This window comes from Streptomyces sp. AK02-01A (assembly GCF_033795305.1).
In the GTDB taxonomy this organism is placed as follows: Bacteria; Actinomycetota; Actinomycetes; order Streptomycetales; family Streptomycetaceae; genus Streptomyces.
This window is the reverse complement of the sequence record NZ_JARBAE010000006.1, coordinates 32,275-54,143: the sequence shown is the minus strand read 5'-3', so window position 1 is coordinate 54,143 and position 21,869 is coordinate 32,275. Positions and strand designations below refer to the sequence as shown.

Below are 21,869 nucleotides of genomic sequence, written 5' to 3'. Positions count from 1 at the left end.
CGCTCGCTCTGCCGACCCTCGGTTCCGCGGTTGATCCACAGCCGCACGCAGAAGGGAACGCGATGAGAGCAGTAGCGAAGTACGGGGCGCTGGCAAGCCTCGGCTCCCTGGTCCTGACGGGCCTCGTCGCCGCCCCGGCGGACGGCGCGGACACCGGCGGCCCGCGCGCCGCCGACGACGCCGCGACGCGCGGGGTCATCCGCGCCGCCGCGCGCGCCGCCACCGCCGGTATCGCGTTCGGCCGCTGCCCCGAGGCCGAGCGACTGCCCGCTCCTCTCACCTGCGGCACGGTCGAAGTACCGCTCGACTACGCCGATCCCGGCAGCGGGAAGATCCGGCTCACCGTCAGCCGGGTCCGCGCGAGCGGAAAGCCGGCCCAGCGGCAGGGCGCCTTCGTCTTCAACCCGGGCGGTCCCGGCGCCTCCAGCATGTACTTCCCGATGGCCGCGCGGCTGTCCGCGTGGAAGCGGATCGCCGAGGCGTACGACATCGTCGGCTACGCGCCGCGCGGCGTGGGCCGCTCCGCACCGCTCTCCTGCGGTGATCCGGCGGACTTCGCCAAGGCCCCGACGCAGTCACCGGTGCGTCCCTCGGAGTCGTACAAGCGGGAGCGGATCGCCGAGGCCAAGGCGTACGCGCGAGGCTGCGCCCGCGGCGCCGGCGCCGCGCTGCCGCACTACAACTCGCTGAACAACGCGCGCGATCTGGATGTGCTGCGCGCGGCTCTCGGCGAGCGGAAACTGACCTTCATGGGCGCCTCGTACGGCACGTACTTCGGCGCGCTCTACGCGACACTCTTCCCTTCGCACGTACGCCGGATGGTCTTCGACTCCGTGGTCGATCCGAATCCCCGGCAGATCTGGTACCGCAACAACCTCGACCAGTCACTCGCGTTCGAGCGCCGCTGGGAGGACTTCCGCGACTGGGTCGCCAGGCACGACACGACGTACCACCTGGGCTCCACCGCCGAGGAGGTACGCGGGAGTTACGAGAAGGTACGGGCGAAGGTCGCGCATCAGCCGGCGGGCGGAAAGGTCGGGCCGGGCCAGCTCCAGGCGGCGATGCTCGGAGCCGGCTACTACGACGACTACTGGCCGATGCGCGCCACGGCTCTCGCCGAGTACCTCAAGGGCAATCCGAAGCCGCTGATCGCGCAGGCCGCACCGAGGCCCGAGACCGCCGCGCGCGGCGAGAACGGCAACGCCGTCTATACGGCCGTCGAGTGCAATGACGCGCCGTGGCCGACGGACTGGAAGGTGTGGGACCGCGACAACACCGGCGTGGCACGCCTCGCGCCGTTCGAGACGTGGGACAACGCCTGGATGAATCTGCCGTGCGCCTACTGGCCCGCACACCAGCGGGAGCCCGTCGATGTCCGCACCGAGCCCGGTCTGCTGCCGCCGACGCTGATCCTGGCCGCCGAGCGTGATGCCGCGACGCCGTACACGGGCGCGCTGGAGCTCCAGCGGCGGCTGGCCGGATCCGTGCTGGTGACCGAGCGGAACGCCGGTACGCACGGGATCGCCGGTGGCGGCAACGCCTGCGTCAACGCGTATCTGGAGGACTATCTGCTGCGTGGCAGGACACCGGTGCGGCGCGCGGAGTGCGCGCCGCACGCGGAGCCGAACCCGGTGTCGCTGGACGAGCGGTCGAGCGGCCGGAAGCTGCCGCCGATCGTCTGATCTTCCGGGCGGGTGGCCGGGGCCGTGTGCGTACGGCCCGGCCACCAGGTCCGGTCCCGTCCCCGCGCTCCGGTCCTACGGAGACGGAGGGCGCGGGAGCCGCGGACAGGGCCAGGGGCTACGCCAGCCCGGCCACCAGGTCCGCGACCGACTTGCGGCGGCCCGTGAAGAACGGGACCTCCTCGCGGACATGCATCCGGGCCTCCGAGGCGCGGAGATGACGCATCAGGTCGACGATGCGGTACAGCTCGTCGGCCTCGAAGGCCAGCACCCACTCGTAGTCGCCGAGCGAGAACGACGCCACGGTGTTGGCGCGCACGTCCGGATAGCCGCGGGCCATCTTGCCGTGGTCCGCGAGCATCCGGCGGCGGTCCTCGTCAGGCAGCAGATACCAGTCGTACGAGCGCACGAAGGGATAGACACTCACATAGTCGCGAGGCGTCTCGTCGGCCAGGAAGGCCGGTACGTGCGACTTGTTGAACTCGGCGGGGCGGTGCAGCGCCATGTTCGACCAGACCGGCTCCAGCGCCCGTCCCAGCCTGGTGCGGCGGAAGCGGTTGTACGCGTCCTGGAGCTCGTCGGCGGTCTCCGCGTGCCACCAGATCATGACGTCGGCGTCGGCCCGCAGCCCGGACACGTCGTATGTCCCGCGCACGGTGACGTCCTTCGCGCCGAGCTGGTCGAACAGCTCCTGGACCTCGTCGGCATAGCCGGACCGGTCCTCGGGCAGCACATCACGCAACTTGAAGACGGACCACAGCGTGTAGCGGATGACCTCGTTGAGGTCCTTTGCCTTCTTGCCCGCGTTGGGGGCCTTGTCTGGAGCAGCAGTCATACCGCTATTCTCCCGCGCCGCGACCGGCGCCCCGCGCCGGGGTCGACGTGGCGATGATCTCGTCGGCGGCCCGCCGGGCGCTCGCGATACAGGCCGGGATGCCGACGCCGTCGTACGCCGCGCCGCAGACCCGCAGGCCCGGCAGCTTGGCGACCGCCTCTCGGACGCGGACCACCCGGGCCTGGTGTCCCACGGGGTACTGCGGCAGGCCACCGGTCCACCGGGTCACTTCGGTGGCCACCGGCTTCGCGGCGAGCCCGGTCGCCTCGGCGAGATCGCGCAGTGACACATCGACGAGATCGTCGTCCTCGCGGTCCAGATGTTCCTCCTCGCCGTATCGCCCGATGGAGGTACGCAGTACGAAGAGGCCGGGCGCGGCGTCCGCGAGCCAGCGCCATTTGCGGCTGGAGAAGGTGGACGCCTTGATGGTGTGGCCGTCGACCGGCGGCACCAGAAAGCCGCTGCCGTCGGGCAGGACGCCGGTGTCGCTCCGCCGGAAGGCCATCGTCACCAGCGCCATCGAGGCGTACTCGACCTCGGAGAGTTCGGCGGCGGCGGCCGGTGACTCCTCGGCGAGCAGTGCCGAGGCGGACCGGGCGGGCGTCGCCAGGATCACGGCGTCCGCCACCAGGGTCCGCCGGCCGGTGCGGATCCGCCAGCCGTCGGCGCAGCGGGCACCTCCGATGTCCTCAAGGCCGTGCGGTCGGGTCAGACCGAGCACGGGCGTCTCCAGCAGGATCTCGCCGCCACCGGCCCGTACGGCGTCCGCGACGGCCTCCGGCAGCCGGCCCACTCCGCCGTCGATGCCCGTGAAGACAGGACCGGTGGGCTGTCGCTCGGCGGCCTTCGCCTGGATGTCGCGTACGCCCGCCAGCAGCGAGTCATGGCTTCTGACCGCGTCGAAGAGATTCGGGACGGCGGCCTTCATGGAGATGCGGTACGCGTCGCCCGCGTAGACCCCGCCGAGCAGCGGCTCGACCAGCCGGTCGACGACCTCGCGGCCGAGCCGCTCCGCGACATATTCGCCGACGGCCACATCGTCGCCGACCTCGGTGGGCGCCAGCTCCGGCTCCCGGGCCAGCCTGGCGAGCCCCTCGGCGGAAAGGAGGCCCGCGAGTGCGGCGGGATCGCCGGGCACGCCCATCACATGGCCCTTGGGCATGGGCCGCAGTTCACCGCGCGTCCAGAGCGCCGCGTTGGCGGTGGCGGGCGGCTGGAGCAGCTCCGCGAGGCCGACGGCCCGGGCCAGATCGACGGCCTCGGGCCGGCGCGCGAGCACCGACTCCGCGCCGAGATCGACCGGAACACCCTCGATCTCACCGGTGCGCAGCTTCCCGCCGAGCCGGTCGGTGGCCTCCAGCAGGGTCACCGCGACCCCGGCGCCCAGCAGCCGGTGCGCGGCCGCGAGGCCGGCGATCCCGCCACCGATGACGACGACATGCCCGGTACGCGTATCCACGTGATGTGTGCTCGGCTCCATGCTCCCACTCTCTCAAACCCCTTTCCGAGTCCCGACCGTGACCGCTTCGGAACCGCGAAGGGGCAACCCGGGCAGGGGCCTCGTACGTCGAATGAGCACCAGCGAAAAGCCGTCCCAGGGGGGCCGATATGCGCGCGACACCCGCGTTCGCGGCAGCACTTCTCACCGTCTCACTCGCTCTCGCCGGATGCGGCGGTGCCGGCGACTCCGGAGCGAGATCGGAGAGCGCCGCGAAACCGGCGGCTCAGAAACAGCAGGGCGCCGGCGCGGGCGATGTCGCCGCTCCGCGGGAGGGCGGTGGGCAGCAGCAGGTGCGGACTCCCGCACAGCGCGGCACTCAGGTGATCCGTACGGCCGCGCTCACCGTGCGTGTCAAGGACGCGCAGAAGGCGCTCACCACGGCGCGCCGCGCGGCCGAGAGCGCGGGCGGGCTCGTCGAGAACGAGTCCACCGAGCGGGACCCGGCCGGCCGCGTGACCTCGCGCATCGTGCTGCGTGTCCCGCAGGACGCCTACGGCTCCGTGCTGGACGAACTGGCGGGAACCGGGACGCTGGTGGCGCGCAAGGCCGACGCCAAGGACGTCACCGACCAGGTGGTCGATGTGAACAGCAGAGTCGCCTCGCAGCGGGTGAGCGTGGCGCGCGTGCGGGAGTTGATGGACCGGGCCACCAAGCTCAGCGATGTGGTCGCGCTGGAAGGCGAACTGAGCAGCCGTCAGGCGGCCTTGGAGTCGCTCCTCGCTCAGCAGGCGTCGCTCAGGGACCGCACCACTCTCGCGACCATCACTCTCGATGTCTCCGAGACGCCGGTCGCGAAGAAGGAGCGGAAGCGGGAGGAGGACCCGGGCTTCCTGGACGCGCTGGGCGGCGGCTGGGACGCGTTCACCGCCACTCTGCGGTGGATCGCCGTGGTGATCGGCGCGGTGGCGCCGTTCGCCGCCGCGCTCGCCGTGCTCTATCTGCTGTGGCGGCTGGTGCGCGGGCTGCCGGCCCGGCGGCCCGTGGGCGCCCATCAGGGACCCGCCCGGGTCCCGGCGTGGCCCACCGGGCCCGCGCCGGACGGACCGGACGCCGCTCCGGACGAGAAAGAGACACGCGAGGAAAGCTGAGCCACGGGCCCCGCGTAGCGTTCCGTCGCGGACAAGGACCGAAAGGACGCGCAATGGCAGCGGAACGCATGGTGGTCATCGGCGGCGACGCGGCGGGCATGTCCGCCGCGTCGGCGGCCCGGCGGATGAAGGGACCGGACGAGCTGGAGATCGTCGCCTTCGAGCGCGGCCACTTCGCCTCGTACTCCGCGTGCGGCATTCCGTACTGGGTCAGCGGCGATGTGACGGAGCGCGACGATCTGATCGCGCGTACACCGGCGGAGCACCGGGAACGCGCCATCGACCTGCGGATGCGCAGCGAGGTCAACAAGATCGATGTGGCCGGGCAGCGGGTCCGGGTCCGGGACCTGACCGACGGCACGGAGAGCTGGACGGGCTTCGACAAACTGGTCGTCGCGACCGGCGCGCGACCGGTACGGCCCGCGCTGCCCGGGATCGACGCGCCGGGCGTGCACGGCGTACAGACCCTCGGCGACGGCCAGGCGCTGCTGGACACGCTCGGCGCCACCAGCGGCAGACACGCGGTGGTCGTCGGCGCGGGCTACATCGGCGTCGAGATGGCCGAGGCGCTGCTGAAGCACGGCTTCGAGGTCACCGTCATCCACCGCGGCGAGCAGCCGATGGCCACGCTCGACCCCGACATGGGCCGGCTGGTCGGTGCGGCGATGCGCGGTATGGGCATCGAGACCGTCGGAGGTACGGCGGTCTCCGCGATCCTCACCGGCGACGACGGCCGGGTACGCGCCGTGACCACCGAGGACGCCGAATATCCGGCGGATGTCGTGGTGCTCGGTATGGGTGTCCAGCCGGAGACGGCCCTCGCCCGCGCCGCCGGACTGCCTCTCGGGCCGCACGGCGGGCTGCTCACCGATCTGTCGATGCGCGTGCGCGGCCACGAGAACATCTGGGCGGGCGGCGACTGTGTGGAGGTCCTCGATCTGGTCTCGGGATCGACCCGCCATGTCGCGCTCGGCACGCATGCGAACAAGCACGGCCAGATCATCGGCGCGAACGCGGGCGGCGGCTACGCCACCTTCCCCGGTGTGGTCGGTACGGCCGTCAGCAAGGTCTGTGAGCTGGAGATCGCGCGCACGGGTCTGCGGGAGAAGGACGCCCGCGGAGCGGGGCTCCAGTTCGTCACCGCGACCATAGAGTCCACCAACAGCGCCGGTTACTACCCGGGCGCCGCCCTGATGACGGTGAAGATGCTCGCGGAGCGCCGTACCGGCCGGCTGCTGGGCGTCCAGATCGTCGGCCGCGAGGGCGCGGCGAAGCGCGTGGACATCGCGGCGGTCGCGCTGACCGCCGGGATGACGGTGGAGCGGATGACGAGTCTGGACCTCGGCTACGCCCCGCCGTTCTCTCCCGTCTGGGACCCGGTCCTGGTCGCCGCCCGCAAGGCGACGGCGAAGGTACGCGAGGCGGGCATGTGACGACCCGCTCAGCGAGCGGTCTGGGTGTGTACGTACTCCACGAGCCTGGTCAGGGCGTCCGGGTCCATGCTCGGCAGCACGCCGTGGCCCAGGTTGAAGACATGGCCCTCCAGACCGGCCGCCGCGTCGAGCACCTCGCGGGTCTTGGCCTCCACCGCCTCGGTCGGCGCGAAGAGGACGGCCGGGTCCAGATTGCCCTGCAGCGCCTTGCCGGGGCCGACGCGGCGGGCGGCCTCGTCGAGCGGGACGCGCCAGTCGACGCCGACGACATCCGCGCCGGCCTCGCCCATCAGCCCGAGCAGTTCGCCGGTGCCGACGCCGAAGTGGATGCGCGGCACGCCGGGCGTGGCGACCGCGTCGAAGACCTTCGCCGAGGCGGGCAGCACGGAGCGGCGGTAGTCGGCGGGTGCCAGGGCGCCGACCCAGGAGTCGAAGAGCTGCACGGCGCTCACGCCCGCCTCGATCTGGACCTTGAGGAAGACCGAGGTGATGTCCGCGAGCCGGTCGAGCAGATCCGCCCAGAGTCGCGGGTCGCCGTACATCATCGCCTTGGTGCGCTCGTGGTTGCGGGACGGGCCGCCCTCCACGAGATAGCTGGCCAGTGTGAAGGGCGCGCCGGCGAACCCGATCAGCGGCGTCGGCCCCAGCTCGTCGGTCAGCATGCCGATCGCCTCGGTGACATAGGAGACGTCGTCCGGCGTGAGATCGCGCAGCCGGGCGAGATCGGCGCGGCTGCTGATCGGGTCGGCGATGACCGGACCGACGCCCGGCTTGATGTCGAGGTCGATTCCGATGGCCTTGAGCGGGACGACGATGTCGCTGAAGTAGATCGCGGCGTCGACCTTGTGGCGCCGCACGGGCTGGAGTGTGATCTCGGTGACCAGCTCGGGCCGCATGCAGGACTCCAGCATCGGAATCCCCTCGCGCACCTTCAGGTATTCCGGCAGCGAGCGCCCGGCCTGCCGCATGAACCAGACCGGAGTGTGCGGCACCGGCTCGCTTCTGCACGCCTTCAGGAAGGCCGATTCGTACGTCTTCTTCTGCTGGCCCGAGGGGCTGTCACTGGCACTCACGCCCAGAATCTTCGCATGTACGGGGAAGCGCATGCCCCGGCCCGGGTGTCCCTCCCTGCGCGAAGCGCGCGTTCCGCCTACTCTTCCCCGCATGGCTGCGGCTCAGGGACAGTTTTCCGATCATTCCAACGGCACCGAGGAAACGGACGGCACGGAGGGGGACTCCGTCCCGTCCGCTTTCCGGCTGGCGGTCGAAGCGCTGCGGACGGCGCGGCCACGTCCCGAGATCGAGATCGACCCGACTCCGCCGCCGAAGCGCCTGGCGCCGTACGCGTACGCCCTGGAGGCCGCTGTCGTCGACGGTGACGAGGACCTGGCGGACGGCCGTCTCGTCCTGCTGCACGACCCGGCCGGGCACGACACCTGGCAGGGCACCTTCCGGCTGGTGACGCTCGTACGGGCCGAGCTGGAGCCGGAAATGGCCGCCGATCCGCTGCTGCCGGAGGTGTGCTGGTCCTGGCTGACGGGCGCGCTGGAGGCGCGCGGTCTGTCGTACGGCGAGGCGAGCGGCACCGTCACCCGCGCCGGGTCGCACTACTTCGGCGGTCTCGCGGAGCGCCGGCCGGCCACCCAGATCGAGATCCGCGCGTCCTGGACACCGCGCGAGAGCCTGGGCGGAGTGCCCGACTCGGCGGCGCATCTCACGGCCTGGTGCGATCTGCTCTGCCAGGTCGCCGGTCTGCCGCCGGTCTCGCCCGGAGCGGTTCCCGGCACGGCCGACGCCGCGACGGGCGCGGGTGTGGTGTCGCTGCCGCAGCGGCGCGGCCCGCAGGTGTCCTGATTCCGCGCCCGCTCTTCCGGCTCGGCGAATGTCCTGAAACTTCCGTGTCTTTCCGGACCATGGTGTCCTGACATCCCTTCACGGCGCCCCGGCACGCGTTCCCGCAGCGTGCCCGGGGTCTTCCCGGTCTGCCCACGATGCGGGTCCCGGCCGTAGGATGATCGAGCACCCGTCCGAATTGCCCGAATTGTTACTCACCAAATCGTGATCTTTCTCTAAAGGCGGGCGCGATTGCTGCCGAAGAGGTCAATGACCCTTCAAGCACGGTTCGCCCCGGCTTCATCCCCCAGAGCCGGCGCCGTCCCGCACCTTCCCAGGAGGCCTGGTGTCCGTTCTCCTCGAGCAGCCCGCAAGCCTGGTCGCCTACCGCCCGAACAAGCCGACGGCCATGGTCGTCGTGGCCGACCCACGCGTCCGCTCCACCGTCACCCGCCACTTGTGGGCCCTTGGAGTACGTGACGTCATCGAGGCGTCGTCCATCGCGGAGGCCCGCCCCCGCGTCGGCAACCCACGTGACATCTGCGTTGCCGACGTCCACCTGCCCGACGGTTCCGGGCTGACCCTGCTGTCCGAAACCCGAGCCGCGGGCTGGCCGAACGGCCTCGCCCTCTCCGCCGCCGACGACATCGGCGCCGTGCGCAACGCACTCGCGGGCGGCGTCAAGGGCTATGTCGTGACCGGTACACGTACGAACATCGGCCACCCCACCCGCCCCGGCGCCGCGCCCATCGGCGCCGGACCCCGCATGCACCGCCGTCCGCCGGGCGCCCCGAGCCACCCCGGCGGCTACCGCGAGCTCTCCGGCCGTGAGGTCGAGGTGCTCCGGCTGGTCGCCGAAGGCCAGTCCAACAAGGCCATCGGCGTGTCGATGGGGCTGTCCGCGCTGACCGTCAAGAGCCACCTCGCCCGGATCGCGCGCAAGCTCGGCACGGGTGACCGGGCCGGAATGGTCGCTGTGGCCCTCCGTACCGGCATCATCCACTGACCGCTTCTCATCCCTCACCGCCCGTCGACGGAACGTTCCGTCGACGGGCGCCGTCCGTTCACAGATACCCTTGACAGGTGACCGACGCCCAAGAGACCGCAGCAGAGCCAGCACTGCGAACCACCGGGGGCGCTCCCCCGGCCGACGTCGAACCGGCGCCGATCCCCTTGCTGGAGCCCCGCGAGGGCATTCCGCCGGTGGTAGCCACCGATGAAGCGCTCGCCGGAGTGATCGCCGCCTTCGCCGCCGGCACCGGCCCTGTGGCCGTCGACGCCGAGCGGGCGTCCGGCTACCGGTACGGCCAGCGGGCCTATCTCGTCCAGCTCCGCCGCGAGGGCGCGGGCACGGCGCTGGTCGATCCGGTCGGCTGCCCCGACCTCTCCGGTCTCGGCGAGGTCCTCGCCGACACGGAGTGGATCCTGCACGCGGCCACTCAGGATCTGCCATGCCTGCGCGAAATAGGCATGATGCCCACCCGGCTGTTCGACACTGAGCTGGCCGGCCGGCTGGCGGGCTTTCCACGGGTCGGCCTCGGGGCGATGGTCGAGAGCGTCCTCGGATTCGCCCTGGAGAAGGGCCACTCCGCGGTCGACTGGTCGACCCGTCCGCTCCCCGAGCCCTGGCTGCGCTACGCCGCGCTCGATGTCGAGCTGCTCGTCGATCTGCGGGACGCGCTGGAGAAGGAACTGGAACGCCAGGGCAAACTCGACTGGGCGCACCAGGAGTTCGACGCCATCGCCTCGGCTCCGCCGCCACCGCCGCGCAAGGATCCGTGGCGCCGTACGTCCGGCATGCACAAGGTGCGCAGGCGCCGCCAGATGGCGGTCGTACGGGAGCTGTGGACCACGCGGGACAGCGTCGCGCAGCGGCGTGACGTGTCGCCCGGCAAGGTGCTGAGCGACACCGCGATCGTCGAGGCGTCGCTGGCCCTGCCGGCGAACGTCCACGCGCTCACGGCGCTGCCCGGCTTCGGCCACCGGATGGGACGGCGCCAGCTTGAGCAGTGGCAGGCGGCGGTCGACCGGGCCAAGGCGCTGCCCGACACGGAGCTGCCGCAGCCCGGCCAGCCGGTCTCCGGCCCGCCGCCGCCGCGCTCCTGGGCGGACAAGGACCCGAAGGCCGCGGCCAGGCTCTCGGCTGCCCGCGCGGCGGTCTCGGCGCTCGCCGAGCGGCTGCACATGCCGCAGGAGAACCTGATCACGCCGGACACGGTCCGCCGGGTCTGCTGGGAGCCGCCGCACGAGCCGACGGTGGAGAACGTCGAGGCGGCGCTCACCGCGCTCGGCGCCCGCGCGTGGCAGGTCGAGCAGGTGGCTCCGCTGCTGACGAGGGCGTTGTCGGCGACGGTGTGACGGTTGGTGGCGGCGGGCGGCGGGCCTCCGGCGGTGCGTTGTTCCGGCGCGGGTCTGTCGTTCGTGGTGCGGGTGCCGGGGGCGCCGGAGGTGGTGTCCGGACTGCATGATTTACGGCGCGCTCGGGCGGCCGCCAAGTCACCCCGTACAACGCGCCGCAAATCACGCTCTACGTCCGGTCACCATCCTCCTGTGCCCCCGTCCCCCTCCCGCCGGTGGTCCTGCCGGTCACGACCGCCTCCGGCTGGAGGGGTGAGGGTGGGGTGGCGGCCGGGCTGGTGGGGTGGGTTTGGGTGGTGGCGGGCGGTGAAGGGGGTCGTGCAGGGGTGGTGTCCGGGACGTAAAGCGTGATTTGTGGCGCACGACAACCTTCACTGGATTACCGGGCCGCACGCGCCGTAAATCATGCAGTCCAGGACACCACCGCGGAACGACACCCGGCCACAACCCGCACGGAACCACCGGACCGCACCCACAACGCACCGCACAAGCCCGCAACCCCCGCCGGAGGCGGACACGCATTAAAGGCGGTCAGGGGTGGGCATGGTGGTTACCCGCAAGTAGCATGGGAGGGGAAGCGCGCCACAGGCGCGTGCCCGCAGCAGTGCCACCCCGCACCCTGGAGGAGAGCCATCGTGCCTCGTACCGTCAGGGACGTCGTCTTCGTCGACGGCGTCCGCACCCCGTTCGGCAAGGCGGGCCCGAAGGGCATCTACCACGAGACCCGCGCCGACGATCTCGTCGTGAAGGCGATCCGGGAGCTGCTGCGCCGCAACCCGGACCTCGACCCGGCCCGTATCGACGAGGTCGCCATCGCCGCGACCACGCAGATCGGTGACCAGGGCCTCACCCTCGGCCGGACCGCCGGGATCCTGGCCGGGCTGCCGCAGTCCGTCCCCGGCTATTCCATCGACCGCATGTGCGCGGGCGCGCTGACCGCCGTGACGACGACCGCCGGCTCCATCGCCTTCGGCGCGTACGACATCGTCGTCGCCGGCGGTGTCGAGCACATGGGCCGCCACCCGATGGGCGAGGGCGTCGACCCGAACCCGCGCTTCGTGTCCGAGAAGCTCGTCGACGACTCCGCCCTCTTCATGGGCATGACGGCCGAGAATCTGCACGACCGCTTCCCTCACCTCACGAAGCTCCGCGCCGACGAGTACGCGGTCCGCTCGCAGGAGAAGGCCGCCAAGGCGTACGCCAACGGGAAGATCCAGCAGGATCTGGTGCCGATCTCCATCCGCCGTACGACTCCGGAGGCCGGCGAGACCGGCTGGGGTCTGGCCACCGCCGACGAGCCGATGCGGCCCGGCACCACGCTGGAGATGCTGGCGGGTCTGAAGACGCCGTTCCGTCCGCACGGACGGGTCACCGCGGGCAACGCCGCCGGGCTCAACGACGGCGCCACCGCCTCGCTGATCGCCGCCGAGGACTTCGCGCGCGAAATGGGCCTGCCGGTCAGGATGCGGCTCGTCTCGTACGCCTTCGCGGGCGTCGAGCCCGAGGTCATGGGATACGGCCCGATCCCGGCGACCGAGAAGGCACTCGCCAAGGCGGGCCTGTCGATCTCCGACATCGGCCTGTTCGAGATCAACGAGGCCTTCGCCGTACAGGTGCTGGCCCTGCTCGATCACTACGGCATCGCGGACGACGACGAGCGCGTCAACCAGTACGGCGGAGCCATCGCGTTCGGCCACCCGCTCGCCTCCTCCGGAGTACGTCTGATGACGCAGCTCGCGCGGCAGTTCGAGGAGCAGCCCCACGTCCGCTACGGCCTGACCACCATGTGTGTCGGCTTCGGCATGGGCGCGTCGGTCATCTGGGAGAACCCGCACTTCGACGGAGGCCACAAGTGAGCACCGCAGAACTCCTGAAGGGCGCGGCCGAGCTGTTCCCCGACGAGGTCGTGACCCAGGCGCATGTACGCCATCTCGACCTGCCCGGAGGCGCCGGGCGCTTCGCGCTCATCACTCTGGACAACGGTCTGGACCACACCAAGCCGACCACCTTCGGGCCCCAGTCGCTGGCCCATCTCGACGCCGCCATCGACCAGGTCGGGAAGGAGGCGTCCGAAGGGACGATCGTCGGCGTCGGAGTCACCGGCAAGCCGTTCATCTTCGCCGTCGGCGCCGATCTCAAGGGCATGGAGCTGCTGAAGCGCCACGAGGACGCCCTCGCGATCGGCAAGGGCGGTCACGACGTCTTCAAGCGGCTCGCCACGCTGGCCGTCCCGGCGTTCGCCTACTACAACGGCGCGGCGATGGGCGGTGGCGTCGAGATCGGTCTGCACTGCCGGTACCGCACCGTCTCCGCCGCGCTGCCCGCGTTCTCGCTGCCCGAGGTCTTCCTCGGCCTGGTTCCCGGCTGGGGCGGCTGCACGCTCCTGCCGAACCTGATCGGCGCGGAGCGCGCGGTCTCGGTCGTCATCGAGAACTCGCTCAACCAGAACAAGCAGCTCAAGGGCGACCAGGTCTACGAGCTGGGCATCGCCGACGCGATCTTCGACGGCGCGGACTTCCTGGAGCAGTCACTGCTCTGGACGGCGTCCGTGCTGAAGGGCGAGATCCAGGTCCTGCGGCCCGAGGTCGATCGCGGCGAGGCATGGGACCAGGCCGTGGCGCGGGGCCGGTTCATCGCCGACTCCAAGGTGCACGGCGCGGCTCCGGCCGCGTACCGCGCGCTGGACATCATCGCCGCCGCCAAGGACGGCGATCTTCAGGCGGGCTTCGACGCCGAGGACCAGGCCCTGGCGGATCTGATCATGGGCGGGGAGGTGCGCTCCGGCATCTACGCCTTCAATCTCGTGCAGAAGCGCGCCAAGCGGCCGGCCGGCGCTCCCGACAAGTCGCTGGCGCGGCCCGTCACCAAGGTGGGTGTCGTCGGCGCCGGTCTGATGGCCTCACAGCTCGCGCTGCTCTTCCTGCGCCGTCTGGAGGTCCCGGTCGTCCTCACCGACATCGACCAGGAGCGTGTCGACAAGGGCGTCGCGTATGTCCATGGCGAGATCGACAAGCTGCTGCTGAAGTCCCGGATCACGCCGGACAGGGCCAACCGTCTCCGGGGCCTGGTCTCCGGTGTGCTGGACAAGGCGGAGGGCTTCGCGGACGCGGACTTCGTCATCGAGGCCGTCTTCGAGGAGATGAGCGTCAAGCAGCAGGTGTTCGCGGAGGTCGAGGCGGTCGCCCCGGCGCACGCGATCCTCGCCACCAACACCTCCTCGCTGTCGGTCTCCGAGATGGCGTCGAAGCTGAAGAACCCGGAGCGGGTCGTCGGCTTCCACTTCTTCAACCCGGTGGCGGTCCTCCCGCTGCTGGAGATCGTCCGCGGTGAGCGGACCGACGACGCCTCGCTGGCCACGGCGTTCGGTGTGGCGAGGAAGCTGCGGAAGACGGCGGTGCTGGTGAAGGACGCCCCGGCGTTCGTCGTCAACCGCATCCTCACGCGCTTCATGGGCGAGATCCAGAACGTGATCGACGAGGGCACGCCGGTCGCGGTCGCCGAGAGGGCCGTCGAGCCGCTCGGCCTGCCGATGTCTCCGCTGGTGCTGCTGGAGCTGGTCGGCCCGGCCATCGGCCTGCATGTCTCGCAGACGCTGCACCGGGCGTTCCCGGACCGTTTCACGGTCTCCGAGAATCTCGCGGCGGTCGTCAAGGCGGGCAAGCGCGGCTTCTACGTGTACGACAGCGGGCAGCCGGAGCTGGACCCGGAGGTCGCGGCGCTGCTCACGCAGGGAGATGTCGTCCTCACCGAGAAGCAGACCCGGGACCGCGTCCTGGCGGCGGTGGCGCAGGAGATCGGTCTGATGCTGGACGAGGGCGTCGTCGCCGAGGCCCAGGACATCGACCTCTGTCTGATCACGGGCGCGGGCTGGCCCTTCCACCTCGGCGGCATCACGCCGTATCTGGACCGTGAGGGTGTCTCGGAGCGGGTGAACGGCAAGCCGTTCCTGGCGCCGGGTGTGGCGAGCGTTCCGGTGTGACCACGCGCGTGCGGGACGGCCGGGCCGGTACGGAAGCGGCTTTCCGTACCGGCCCGGCCGTGTGCCGTACGGACCCGCGCGGCGGAGCCGGTCAGATCCGCCGCCACGCCTCCAGCGCCAGGCCCGGTTCCGCCTTCTGCCGGGCCACCCGCAGAGTGCCGTCCGCGCCGACGGCCGCCAGCACCACCCGGCCCTGTCCGTCCAGGGCCAGAGCCGGCGCGCCCGCGCACGGTTCGCCGGTCGGGGTCCAGTGCAGACCCGCCGCTTCGTCCTCGGTCGGATAGGCGGCGACGGCGGGCCGGCCGTCGGTGCCGCGCTGGGCCAGGATCGTGCAGTCGTGACCGTCGACCGGCGTACGCAGCAGGGCGAGCGGGCCGGTGCCGGGGCCGCCCAGCGGTACGGGCCGGGATCCCGGCCGCCAGGCGCGGACGGTGGAGTCCGTGGCGTCGCGCCAGTAGAACGTCAGTCGCCCGTCGCCGGTGCGTTCGGCGGTGACCGTGCCGGGTGAGACCGTCGCCGACGGCTCGTCACCGGCCCGCTCCAGCCCGGCGTCGGGCTTCTCGCGGCGCCAGCGCACCATGGTGCCGCCCGCCGGGACCAGGATGTCGATCACTCCTTGGCCGGTGACGGCGGCGGCCGTCTCGCCGGTCAGCGCCGTCCCTTCGGCGTCGGCCCCGCCCCAGGGCCCCCAACGGCCGGTCGGCGACTGGTTCTTGGCCGAGAGGCCGCCGTGCGCGTTACGCAGGAACAGATGCACCGAGCCGGTGCCGTCCAGGACCGCCGACGGCAGGCCGATGTCCTGACCTCGCTCGCGGTCCTTGCCGTGCGGATTGCCCAGCGACTGCCAGTCCCGGATCGGACGGCCCGTCTGGAACTGGACCGCGTGCACGAGATCCGTGTCGTCGGGCCCGTCGGCGCGCGGACGCCTGCGCACACCCAGCAGATGGACGAAGCCCTCGGCGCTCCTGGCGACGGACAGGTACGGCAGGAGTCCGCGCGCGGCCAGCAGTTCGGGTCCCGTCCAGTCGGGGCCGCCCGGCCGGGTCTCCGTCCAGCGGAGCACCCCGTCGGCGGTCGCCGCGTATGCCGTGAGCCTGCCGTCCTTGCCGCGCGGCAGCCAGCCGGTGGTCGCCGGGAGGGCGTCGTCCGGGCCCGGCGCGAGGTGCTCACGGCGTGGCTTTCCGCCCGTGTCCGGCGCCTTGTCGGCGCCCTCTCCCTGCCGCCTCGACGTCCGTCCGGACCGCGGTCTCATGGCCCACTGCCACCTTCCCGAGCGCAGGAAACTCAGAGGCCGATACTACGCGGCGGCACTCGGCGGAGCCGGGCAGCCTCGGCGCGGCCCGCGCTGTGCCACGCTGTCGAGGTGCGAAATGTACTGATCGTGGACGCGGCGAATGTGGTGGGTTCCGTCCCCGACGGCTGGTGGCGCGACCGGCGCGGAGCCACCGAGCGGTTGCGCGACACCCTGGCGCCGTACGGCGACCGTGGAGTGGCCGGGCATCCGGGTCCGGCCGAGGTCGTGCTCGTGGTCGAGGGCGCCGCCCGGGGCGTGGAGTCCGTGCCCGGTGTCCGGGTCGAGCCCGCGTCCGGCAGCGGTGACGACCGGATCGTGGAACTGGCCGCGCGGGCGGCGGCGGACGGTCTCGGCTGTGTCGTCGTCACGGCGGACCGGGAGCTGCGCCGGCGGGTGGCCGCTCATGGCGCGGAGTGCGTCGGCCCCGGGACCGTACGTCAGTCGCCGGACGAGCGTACGTAGAGCACCGCTCCGTCGACCGTCTGTGTCAGCGGCTCGTAGTGCCGGGCCAGCAGGCCGCGCAGCGTGGGCAGCCGCTCCGGGGCGAAGGGTTTGCCGCGGGAGTCGTCGACGATCAGAACCGGCGGGCGGGCGCGCAGTTCGGAGACGAGCACGGGCCAGGTGCCCGCCACGCCGTACTTCTCGCCGACCTCGGGGCCGTCCCGGCCGCCGCTGTAGTTGGTGAGCAGACCGGCCGTCAGATAGCGGCTGGCCGGGGTCCGGTCCGCGAGCCAGTATGTCTCCGGGTGTATGCCCCAGACCAGGACCCGGTCTGTGGGCGCTGTACGGGCCCGTACGGCGTCGGCGAGACGCTGGACATGGCCCAGCTCCGGACGAGGCGCCAGAACGCCCCAGGAGAGGAACAGCGCACAGGTGCAGGCCGAGGTCAGCAGCGCGGACGCGAGCCGGTCGCGAGGCAGCAGCCGCAGCGTCGCGGTCGCCAGCAGCACGAGCGGCGGCAGGAGTTGCAGGAAGTAGTGGCCGAAGAAATGGAAGCCGAGCAGGACGGCGGCGGCCGAGACGGCCAGCCACAGCCACAGATCGGCGGAGCCCGTCCCGGAACTGCCCCGCGCGCCCGGTGCGTCCACGGCCTTCGTACCGGTGCCTTTCGCGCCGCCGCGCAGCACGCGCAGCACCGGCGGGAGCAGCCCGGCACAGGCGAGGCAGAGCAGTGCGGTGTTCGCCATGCCCCGGGAGAGCACATGGAGTTCGGAGCCGGTGAAGGTGGCGTACGCGCCGGAGCCCGTCACCGTCCAGAAGAGAAAGCCGGACGGTGTGGTGACCAGCGCCGCGGCCAGCACGGGCAGGACGAGCCCGGCGGCGAGACGGGACAGGCCGGCCCGGGCGGGCGACGCGTGCCACAGCAGCCACAGGACGGGGACGAGCACGGCGCCGCCCGTCTGTTTGGTCAGCAGCGCGCCGGCGACCGCGAGACCGGCGGCGCCCCAGCGGCCCCGGCCCGCGCACCACATCGCCGCGGCCGTGAACGGCAGCATGAAGACCTCGAAGGTCGCGGCCTGGGTGTCCTCCGGGTTGAGGCCGATGGAGACCAGCGGATAGAGGACTCCGGCGGTGCGGCCGGCCCGGTCGCCCCAGCGGTCACGGGCGGTGGCGGCGAGCAGCGCCGCGGTGCAGAGCTGCGCGAGAACGGCGAGGGCCTTCACCGCGCCCGCTGATTCGTCGCCGAAGAGCGCGAAGGTGGCCTCGTAGAGCCAGGGCAGGAAGGGCGGCTTCCGGTCGACGACCGTGTCGTACAGCGCTCCTCCGTCGGCCAGTATCCGTGCCTGGACGGCGAGATAGCCCTCGTCGGGGCTCCACAGCGGATGGAGGAAGGACGGCAGGCGGGTGACCAGGGCCAGCAGCGCGAGGGCGGGAAGGAGCCGGCGCCAGTAGCCGGCGGCGCGGTCGGTCCGCCGGGTCCGGCGCGGGGCGGTGCGTCGTGGGGAGGATACGTACCGAAGGGCGGACAGCGGCTCGACGAGCATGCCGCACAGTAACCGGCCCCGCCGTCCGTGCCGGAGCAGGACATACGGGGCCGGGAGAATGAGCCGCGTAACAATTCGCTGTCAGCGGGACAGCCTTAAGCGCTGTCGCCGTAACCACTGAGTCTGCTGTGCCCGCGTCCGTACGCGAAATACACCACGATGCCGACGACCATCCAGATGCCGAAGCGCAGCCAGGTCTCGGAGGGCAGGTTGAGCATCAGCCACAGGGAGGCGAGCACCGAGACGACCGGCAGATACGGCACCAGCGGAGTGCGGAACGCGCGCGGCAGGTCGGGACGCTGCCTGCGCAGAAGGATGACGCCGAGCGCCACCACGACGAAGGCGAAGAGCGTACCGATGTTGACGAGTTCGGCGAGTTCCGAGATGGACGTGAAGCCGGCGACGACGGCGACGATCAGCCCGAGGAGGATGGTCGAGCGGTACGGCGTGCCGAACCGGGGATGGACATGCGAGAAGGTCCTGGGCAGCAGTCCGTCGCGGCTCATCGCGAAGAACACCCGGGTCTGGCCGAGCAGCAGGATCATGCTGACCGAGGTGAGTCCGACCGCCGCGCCGAAGCTGATCAGACCGGCCCAGAAGGGATGGCCGGCCGCCTTGAAGGCGTCGGCGAGCGGAGCGTCCACCGACAGCTCGGAGTAGTGCTGCATCCCGGTGACGACGATCGAGACGGCGACATAGAGCACGGTGCAGATGAAGAGCGAGCCGAGGATGCCCCGGGGCACGTCGCGCTGCGGGTCGCGGGTCTCCTCGGCCGCGGTGGCGACGATGTCGAAGCCGATGAAGGCGAAGAAGACCACGGCGGCGGCGGTGAAGATCCCCATGACGCCGAAGTTCGCCGGAGTGAAACCGAAGATGAGCTGGATCAGCGGCGCGGTCAGTCCGTTGCCGCCCGGACTGGGCTTGGACGGCGGGATGAACGGCGTGTAGTTGGCGCCGTTGATGAGGAACGCTCCGACGATGATGACCAGCAGCACGACGGTGACCTTGACGGCGACGATGACCGTGGTGACCCGTGAGGACAGCTTGACTCCGACGATGAGGACGCAGGTCAGAACGAGCACCAGGAGAAAGGCGAGCAGGTCGAAGCCGAACTTCCCGTCGTGCGTGCCGGAGAGGAAGTCCGGCAGCCCGGCCCCGGCGGTCTCCAGCAGCGAGCGCACATAGCCGGACCAGCCGACGGCGACGACGGCGCAGCCGAGCGCGAGCTCCAGCACCAGGTCCCAGCCGATGATCCAGGCGGGCAGCTCGCCGAGCGAGGCGTACGAGAAGGTGTACGCGGATCCGGCGACCGGCACCGTCGAGGCGAACTCGGCATAGCAGAGGGCGGCCAGACCGCAGACGATTCCGGAGACGACGAAGGCGATGGCGGTGGCCGGCCCGGCGTTGTCCCTGGCCACCACACCGGTCAGGACGAAGATGCCCGTACCGATGATCACGCCGACGCCGAAGACCGTCAGATCGAGCGCGGAGAGGGTCTTCCTGAGCTGGAACTCCGGCTCCTCGGTGTCCCGGATCGACTGCTCGACGTTCTTGGTCCGGAACCAGCCGTTTCCGGCTGATCCCGGGTCCTGCTGCGTACTCACCGGCGTACCTCCGTGTGCGCGTCGTTCCGGCAATGATCGGGAGGCGTGGCGGCCCCGAACACCGGAAACTGCTTATTTCACACGGATGGGCCGGTCGGACCACCCTTAGAGGTCGCGCGACCTCTTACAGGTCGACCGGCCGGCCCGTCAGCACATCGGCGGATCGCCGGCCGGCTCAGTCGCGGGCGGCCTCGGCCGGCGCGTCCATCAGCCGGCCGTCCAGCTTCGAGACCAGGCCGGTGACCTGGCGCGCGATGTCCGGTGCGGTCAGCCCGATCTCGGCCATGACCTCCTTGCGGGAGGCGTGGTCGAGGAAGCGCGGCGGGATGCCGAAGTCCCGCAGCGGTACGTCGACTCCGGCGTCGCGCAGTGCCTGGGCGATCGCCGAACCGACGCCGCCGACGCGGCTGTTGTCCTCGACGGTGACGACCACGCGGTGCTGCTCGGCGAGTGGTACGAGCGCCTCGTCCACCGGCTTGACCCAGCGCGGGTCGACGACCGTCGTCGAGATGCCCTGTTTGTCGAGGAGATCGGCGATCTCCAGGCACATCGGAGCGAGCGCGCCGATGGAGACCAGCAGGACGTCCGCGGCGCCTTCCTCGGCCTTGCGCAGCACATCGACTCCGCCGACGCAGCCGACGGCGGCGACCGCCGGGCCGACCGCGCCCTTGGAGAAGCGGACCACGGTCGGCGCGTCGTCGATCTCCACCGCCTCGCGGAGCTGGGCGCGGACCTGGTCGGCGTCGCGGGGCGCCGCGATCCGCAGGCCGGGCACGCACTGGAGGATGGACATGTCCCACATGCCGTTGTGCGAGGCGCCGTCCGTGCCGGTGATACCGGCCCGGTCGAGGACGAACGTCACACCGCAGCGGTGCAGCGCGACATCCATCAGGACCTGGTCGAAGGCGCGGTTGAGGAAGGTGGCGTACACGGCGAAGACCGGATGCAGGCCGCCGGTGGCGAGGCCCGCCGCCGAGACCGCGCCGTGCTGCTCCGCGATACCGACGTCGTACACCCGGTCGGGGAAGGCCTTGGCGAACTTGTCGAGACCGACCGGCTGGAGCATGGCCGCCGTGATCGCGACGATGTCCGGGCGCTCCGTCCCGAGCTTGACCATCTCCTCGCCGAAGACGGAGGTCCAGTCGACGCCCGAGGAGGCGATCGGCAGTCCGGTGTCGGGATGGATCTTGCCGACCGCGTGGAAACGATCCGCCTCGTCCAGCAAGGCGGGCTGGTAGCCGCGGCCCTTCTCGGTGAGGCAGTGCACGATGACGGGACCGCCGAAGCGCTTGGCGCGCAGCAGCGCGGACTCCAGTGCCTCGATGTCATGGCCGTCGATCGGGCCGACGTACTTCAGGCCGAGGTCCTCGAACATGCCCTGCGGAGCGATGAAGTCCTTGAGGCCCTTCTTGGCGCCGTGCAAGGTGCCGTACAAGGGCCTGCCGACGACCGGCGTGCGCTCCAGGAGGTCCTTGCCGCGGGCCAGGAACCGCTCATAGCCGTCGGTGGTCCGCAGGGTGGCGAGATGGTTGGCGAGGCCGCCGATGGTCGGTGCGTACGAACGCTCGTTGTCGTTGACGACGATGACGAGCGGGCGGTCCTTGGCGGCGGCGATGTTGTTCAGCGCCTCCCAGGCCATTCCGCCGGTCAGCGCGCCGTCACCGATCACCGCGACCACGTGGTCGTCCTTCTTCAGGACCTGGTTGGCCTTGGCGAAGCCGTCGGCCCAGCCCAGCACGGTGGAGGCGTGCGAGTTCTCGATGATGTCGTGGTCGGACTCGGCACGCGACGGATAGCCGGACAGGCCGCCCTTGCTCTTGAGCTTGGAGAAGTCCTGACGGCCGGTGAGCAGTTTGTGCACATACGACTGGTGGCCCGTGTCGAAGAGGACCTTGTCCTTCGGGGAGTCGAAGACACGGTGCAGGGCGATGGTCAGCTCGACGACACCGAGATTGGGCCCGAGGTGGCCGCCGGTCTTGGAGACCGCGTCGACGAGAAATGACCGGATTTCACCGGCCAGCTCCTCAAGCTGCTCCGGGCCGAGCCGGTCCAGATCGCGTGGTCCCCTGATATGGGTCAGCAACGCCACCCGTGCCTCCTTGCGTTTGAGCTCGTCGAGCCTGCCGATCCGCAGAGTCTAATGTTCCGTTCGCGCGCCTCGTCAGGGGGCGGTGCGTTGTACGTCACCCGATCGGCTGTAGGTACGTCATATTGACGCCACCCGGGACGCAGCCGTGCCCGGCACCCCAGGGTCGGGTGCCGGGCACGGCCCGCGGA

Annotated in this window: 16 protein-coding genes; 9 read left to right on the top strand and 7 right to left on the bottom strand. The window is 71.2% G+C overall.

All coding sequences use genetic code 11. The features are described 5' to 3' along the window. Nucleotides 1-62 precede the first annotated feature (62 nt). Nucleotides 63-1,682, top strand: a complete 1,620-nt coding sequence (locus PV679_RS08685; RefSeq protein WP_319679502.1) for an alpha/beta hydrolase — start codon at nt 63-65, stop codon at nt 1,680-1,682. Nucleotides 1,683-1,800: 118 nt separating this feature from the next. On the opposite strand, the gene hemQ is transcribed toward PV679_RS08685, so the two are convergent. Then, a complete protein-coding gene (gene hemQ, locus PV679_RS08680) occupies nt 1,801-2,517 on the bottom strand; it encodes a hydrogen peroxide-dependent heme synthase (RefSeq protein ID WP_319679501.1) in 717 nt (238 codons plus the stop codon). A 4-nt stretch (nt 2,518-2,521) separates the two neighbouring features. After that, nucleotides 2,522-3,997, bottom strand: coding sequence for a protoporphyrinogen oxidase (gene hemG, locus PV679_RS08675; RefSeq protein ID WP_319679500.1), 1,476 nt, complete (start codon nt 3,995-3,997; stop codon nt 2,522-2,524). A gap of 128 nt (nt 3,998-4,125) precedes the next feature. Here hemG and PV679_RS08670 point away from each other — a divergent pair, with 128 nt between their 5' ends. Both PV679_RS08670 and PV679_RS08665 read left to right on the top strand, forming a co-directional pair. Then, the gene (locus tag PV679_RS08670; RefSeq protein WP_319679499.1) at nt 4,126-5,106 is read left to right on the top strand and encodes a DUF4349 domain-containing protein; all 981 of its coding nucleotides are present in this window, start codon (nt 4,126-4,128) and stop codon (nt 5,104-5,106) included. Between the two features lie 53 nt (nt 5,107-5,159). After that, nucleotides 5,160-6,539, top strand: a complete 1,380-nt coding sequence (locus PV679_RS08665; protein WP_319679498.1) for an FAD-dependent oxidoreductase — start codon at nt 5,160-5,162, stop codon at nt 6,537-6,539. An 8-nt stretch (nt 6,540-6,547) separates the two neighbouring features. Here PV679_RS08665 and hemE read toward each other — a convergent pair whose 3' ends face one another. Next, nucleotides 6,548-7,612 (bottom strand): uroporphyrinogen decarboxylase, encoded by a 1,065-nt coding sequence (gene hemE / locus PV679_RS08660; RefSeq protein WP_319679497.1) that lies wholly within the window; start codon nt 7,610-7,612, stop codon nt 6,548-6,550. Nucleotides 7,613-7,703: 91 nt separating this feature from the next. Between hemE and PV679_RS08655 the strand changes: the two genes are divergently transcribed. From PV679_RS08655 to PV679_RS08635, 5 genes are all read left to right on the top strand, one after another. Continuing rightward, nucleotides 7,704-8,393 carry a DUF3000 domain-containing protein gene (locus tag PV679_RS08655; RefSeq protein WP_319679496.1) on the top strand — a complete coding sequence of 230 codons (690 nt, stop codon included), beginning with the start codon at nt 7,704-7,706 and terminating at the stop codon, nt 8,391-8,393. Between the two features lie 325 nt (nt 8,394-8,718). Beyond that, nucleotides 8,719-9,378, top strand: a complete 660-nt coding sequence (locus PV679_RS08650; RefSeq protein WP_161312622.1) for a helix-turn-helix transcriptional regulator — start codon at nt 8,719-8,721, stop codon at nt 9,376-9,378. A gap of 77 nt (nt 9,379-9,455) precedes the next feature. After that, the gene (locus PV679_RS08645) at nt 9,456-10,730 is read left to right on the top strand and encodes a ribonuclease D (protein ID WP_319679495.1); all 1,275 of its coding nucleotides are present in this window, start codon (nt 9,456-9,458) and stop codon (nt 10,728-10,730) included. A 635-nt stretch (nt 10,731-11,365) separates the two neighbouring features. Next, entirely contained in the window at nt 11,366-12,586 is a 1,221-nt protein-coding gene (locus tag PV679_RS08640; protein ID WP_319679494.1) for an acetyl-CoA C-acyltransferase, read from the top strand. Continuing rightward, the gene (locus tag PV679_RS08635; protein ID WP_319679493.1) at nt 12,583-14,709 is read left to right on the top strand and encodes a 3-hydroxyacyl-CoA dehydrogenase NAD-binding domain-containing protein; all 2,127 of its coding nucleotides are present in this window, start codon (nt 12,583-12,585) and stop codon (nt 14,707-14,709) included. Before PV679_RS08640 ends, PV679_RS08635 begins: the two co-directional genes overlap by 4 nt. Nucleotides 14,710-14,800: 91 nt before the next feature. On the opposite strand, the gene PV679_RS08630 is transcribed toward PV679_RS08635, so the two are convergent. Continuing rightward, nucleotides 14,801-15,961: a hypothetical protein gene (locus tag PV679_RS08630; protein WP_319679492.1), complete on the bottom strand. Its 1,161-nt coding sequence runs from the start codon at nt 15,959-15,961 to the stop codon at nt 14,801-14,803. Between the two features lie 111 nt (nt 15,962-16,072). Between PV679_RS08630 and PV679_RS08625 the strand changes: the two genes are divergently transcribed. Continuing rightward, nucleotides 16,073-16,465, top strand: coding sequence for an NTP pyrophosphohydrolase (locus tag PV679_RS08625; protein WP_319679491.1), 393 nt, complete (start codon nt 16,073-16,075; stop codon nt 16,463-16,465). Here PV679_RS08625 and PV679_RS08620 read toward each other — a convergent pair. The 3 genes from PV679_RS08620 to dxs all read right to left on the bottom strand — a co-directional run bounded on the left by PV679_RS08620 (nt 16,441) and on the right by dxs (nt 21,681). Continuing rightward, nucleotides 16,441-17,988, bottom strand: a complete 1,548-nt coding sequence (locus tag PV679_RS08620) for a glycosyltransferase family 39 protein (protein ID WP_319679490.1) — start codon at nt 17,986-17,988, stop codon at nt 16,441-16,443. The two genes, PV679_RS08625 and PV679_RS08620, sit on opposite strands and share 25 nt — an antisense overlap. A gap of 95 nt (nt 17,989-18,083) precedes the next feature. Then, nucleotides 18,084-19,592, bottom strand: coding sequence for an amino acid permease (locus PV679_RS08615; protein ID WP_319679489.1), 1,509 nt, complete (start codon nt 19,590-19,592; stop codon nt 18,084-18,086). A gap of 175 nt (nt 19,593-19,767) precedes the next feature. Beyond that, entirely contained in the window at nt 19,768-21,681 is a 1,914-nt protein-coding gene (gene dxs / locus PV679_RS08610; protein ID WP_319679487.1) for a 1-deoxy-D-xylulose-5-phosphate synthase, read from the bottom strand. Nucleotides 21,682-21,869: the final 188 nt, after the last annotated feature.

Bases quoted from the DNA above. Each gene is read 5' to 3' on its own strand.
- PV679_RS08685 (WP_319679502.1), top strand. From the start codon at position 63: ATGAGAGCAGTAGCGAAGTACGGGGCGCTGGCAAGCCTCGGCTCCCTG.
- PV679_RS08670 (WP_319679499.1), top strand. From the start codon at position 4,126: ATGCGCGCGACACCCGCGTTCGCGGCAGCACTTCTCACCGTCTCACTC.
- PV679_RS08630 (WP_319679492.1), bottom strand. From the start codon at position 15,961: ATGAGACCGCGGTCCGGACGGACGTCGAGGCGGCAGGGAGAGGGCGCC.
- PV679_RS08665 (WP_319679498.1), top strand. From the start codon at position 5,160: ATGGCAGCGGAACGCATGGTGGTCATCGGCGGCGACGCGGCGGGCATG.
- PV679_RS08655 (WP_319679496.1), top strand. From the start codon at position 7,704: ATGGCTGCGGCTCAGGGACAGTTTTCCGATCATTCCAACGGCACCGAG.
- PV679_RS08620 (WP_319679490.1), bottom strand. From the start codon at position 17,988: ATGCTCGTCGAGCCGCTGTCCGCCCTTCGGTACGTATCCTCCCCACGA.
- hemQ (WP_319679501.1), bottom strand. From the start codon at position 2,517: ATGACTGCTGCTCCAGACAAGGCCCCCAACGCGGGCAAGAAGGCAAAG.
- hemG (WP_319679500.1), bottom strand. From the start codon at position 3,997: ATGGAGCCGAGCACACATCACGTGGATACGCGTACCGGGCATGTCGTC.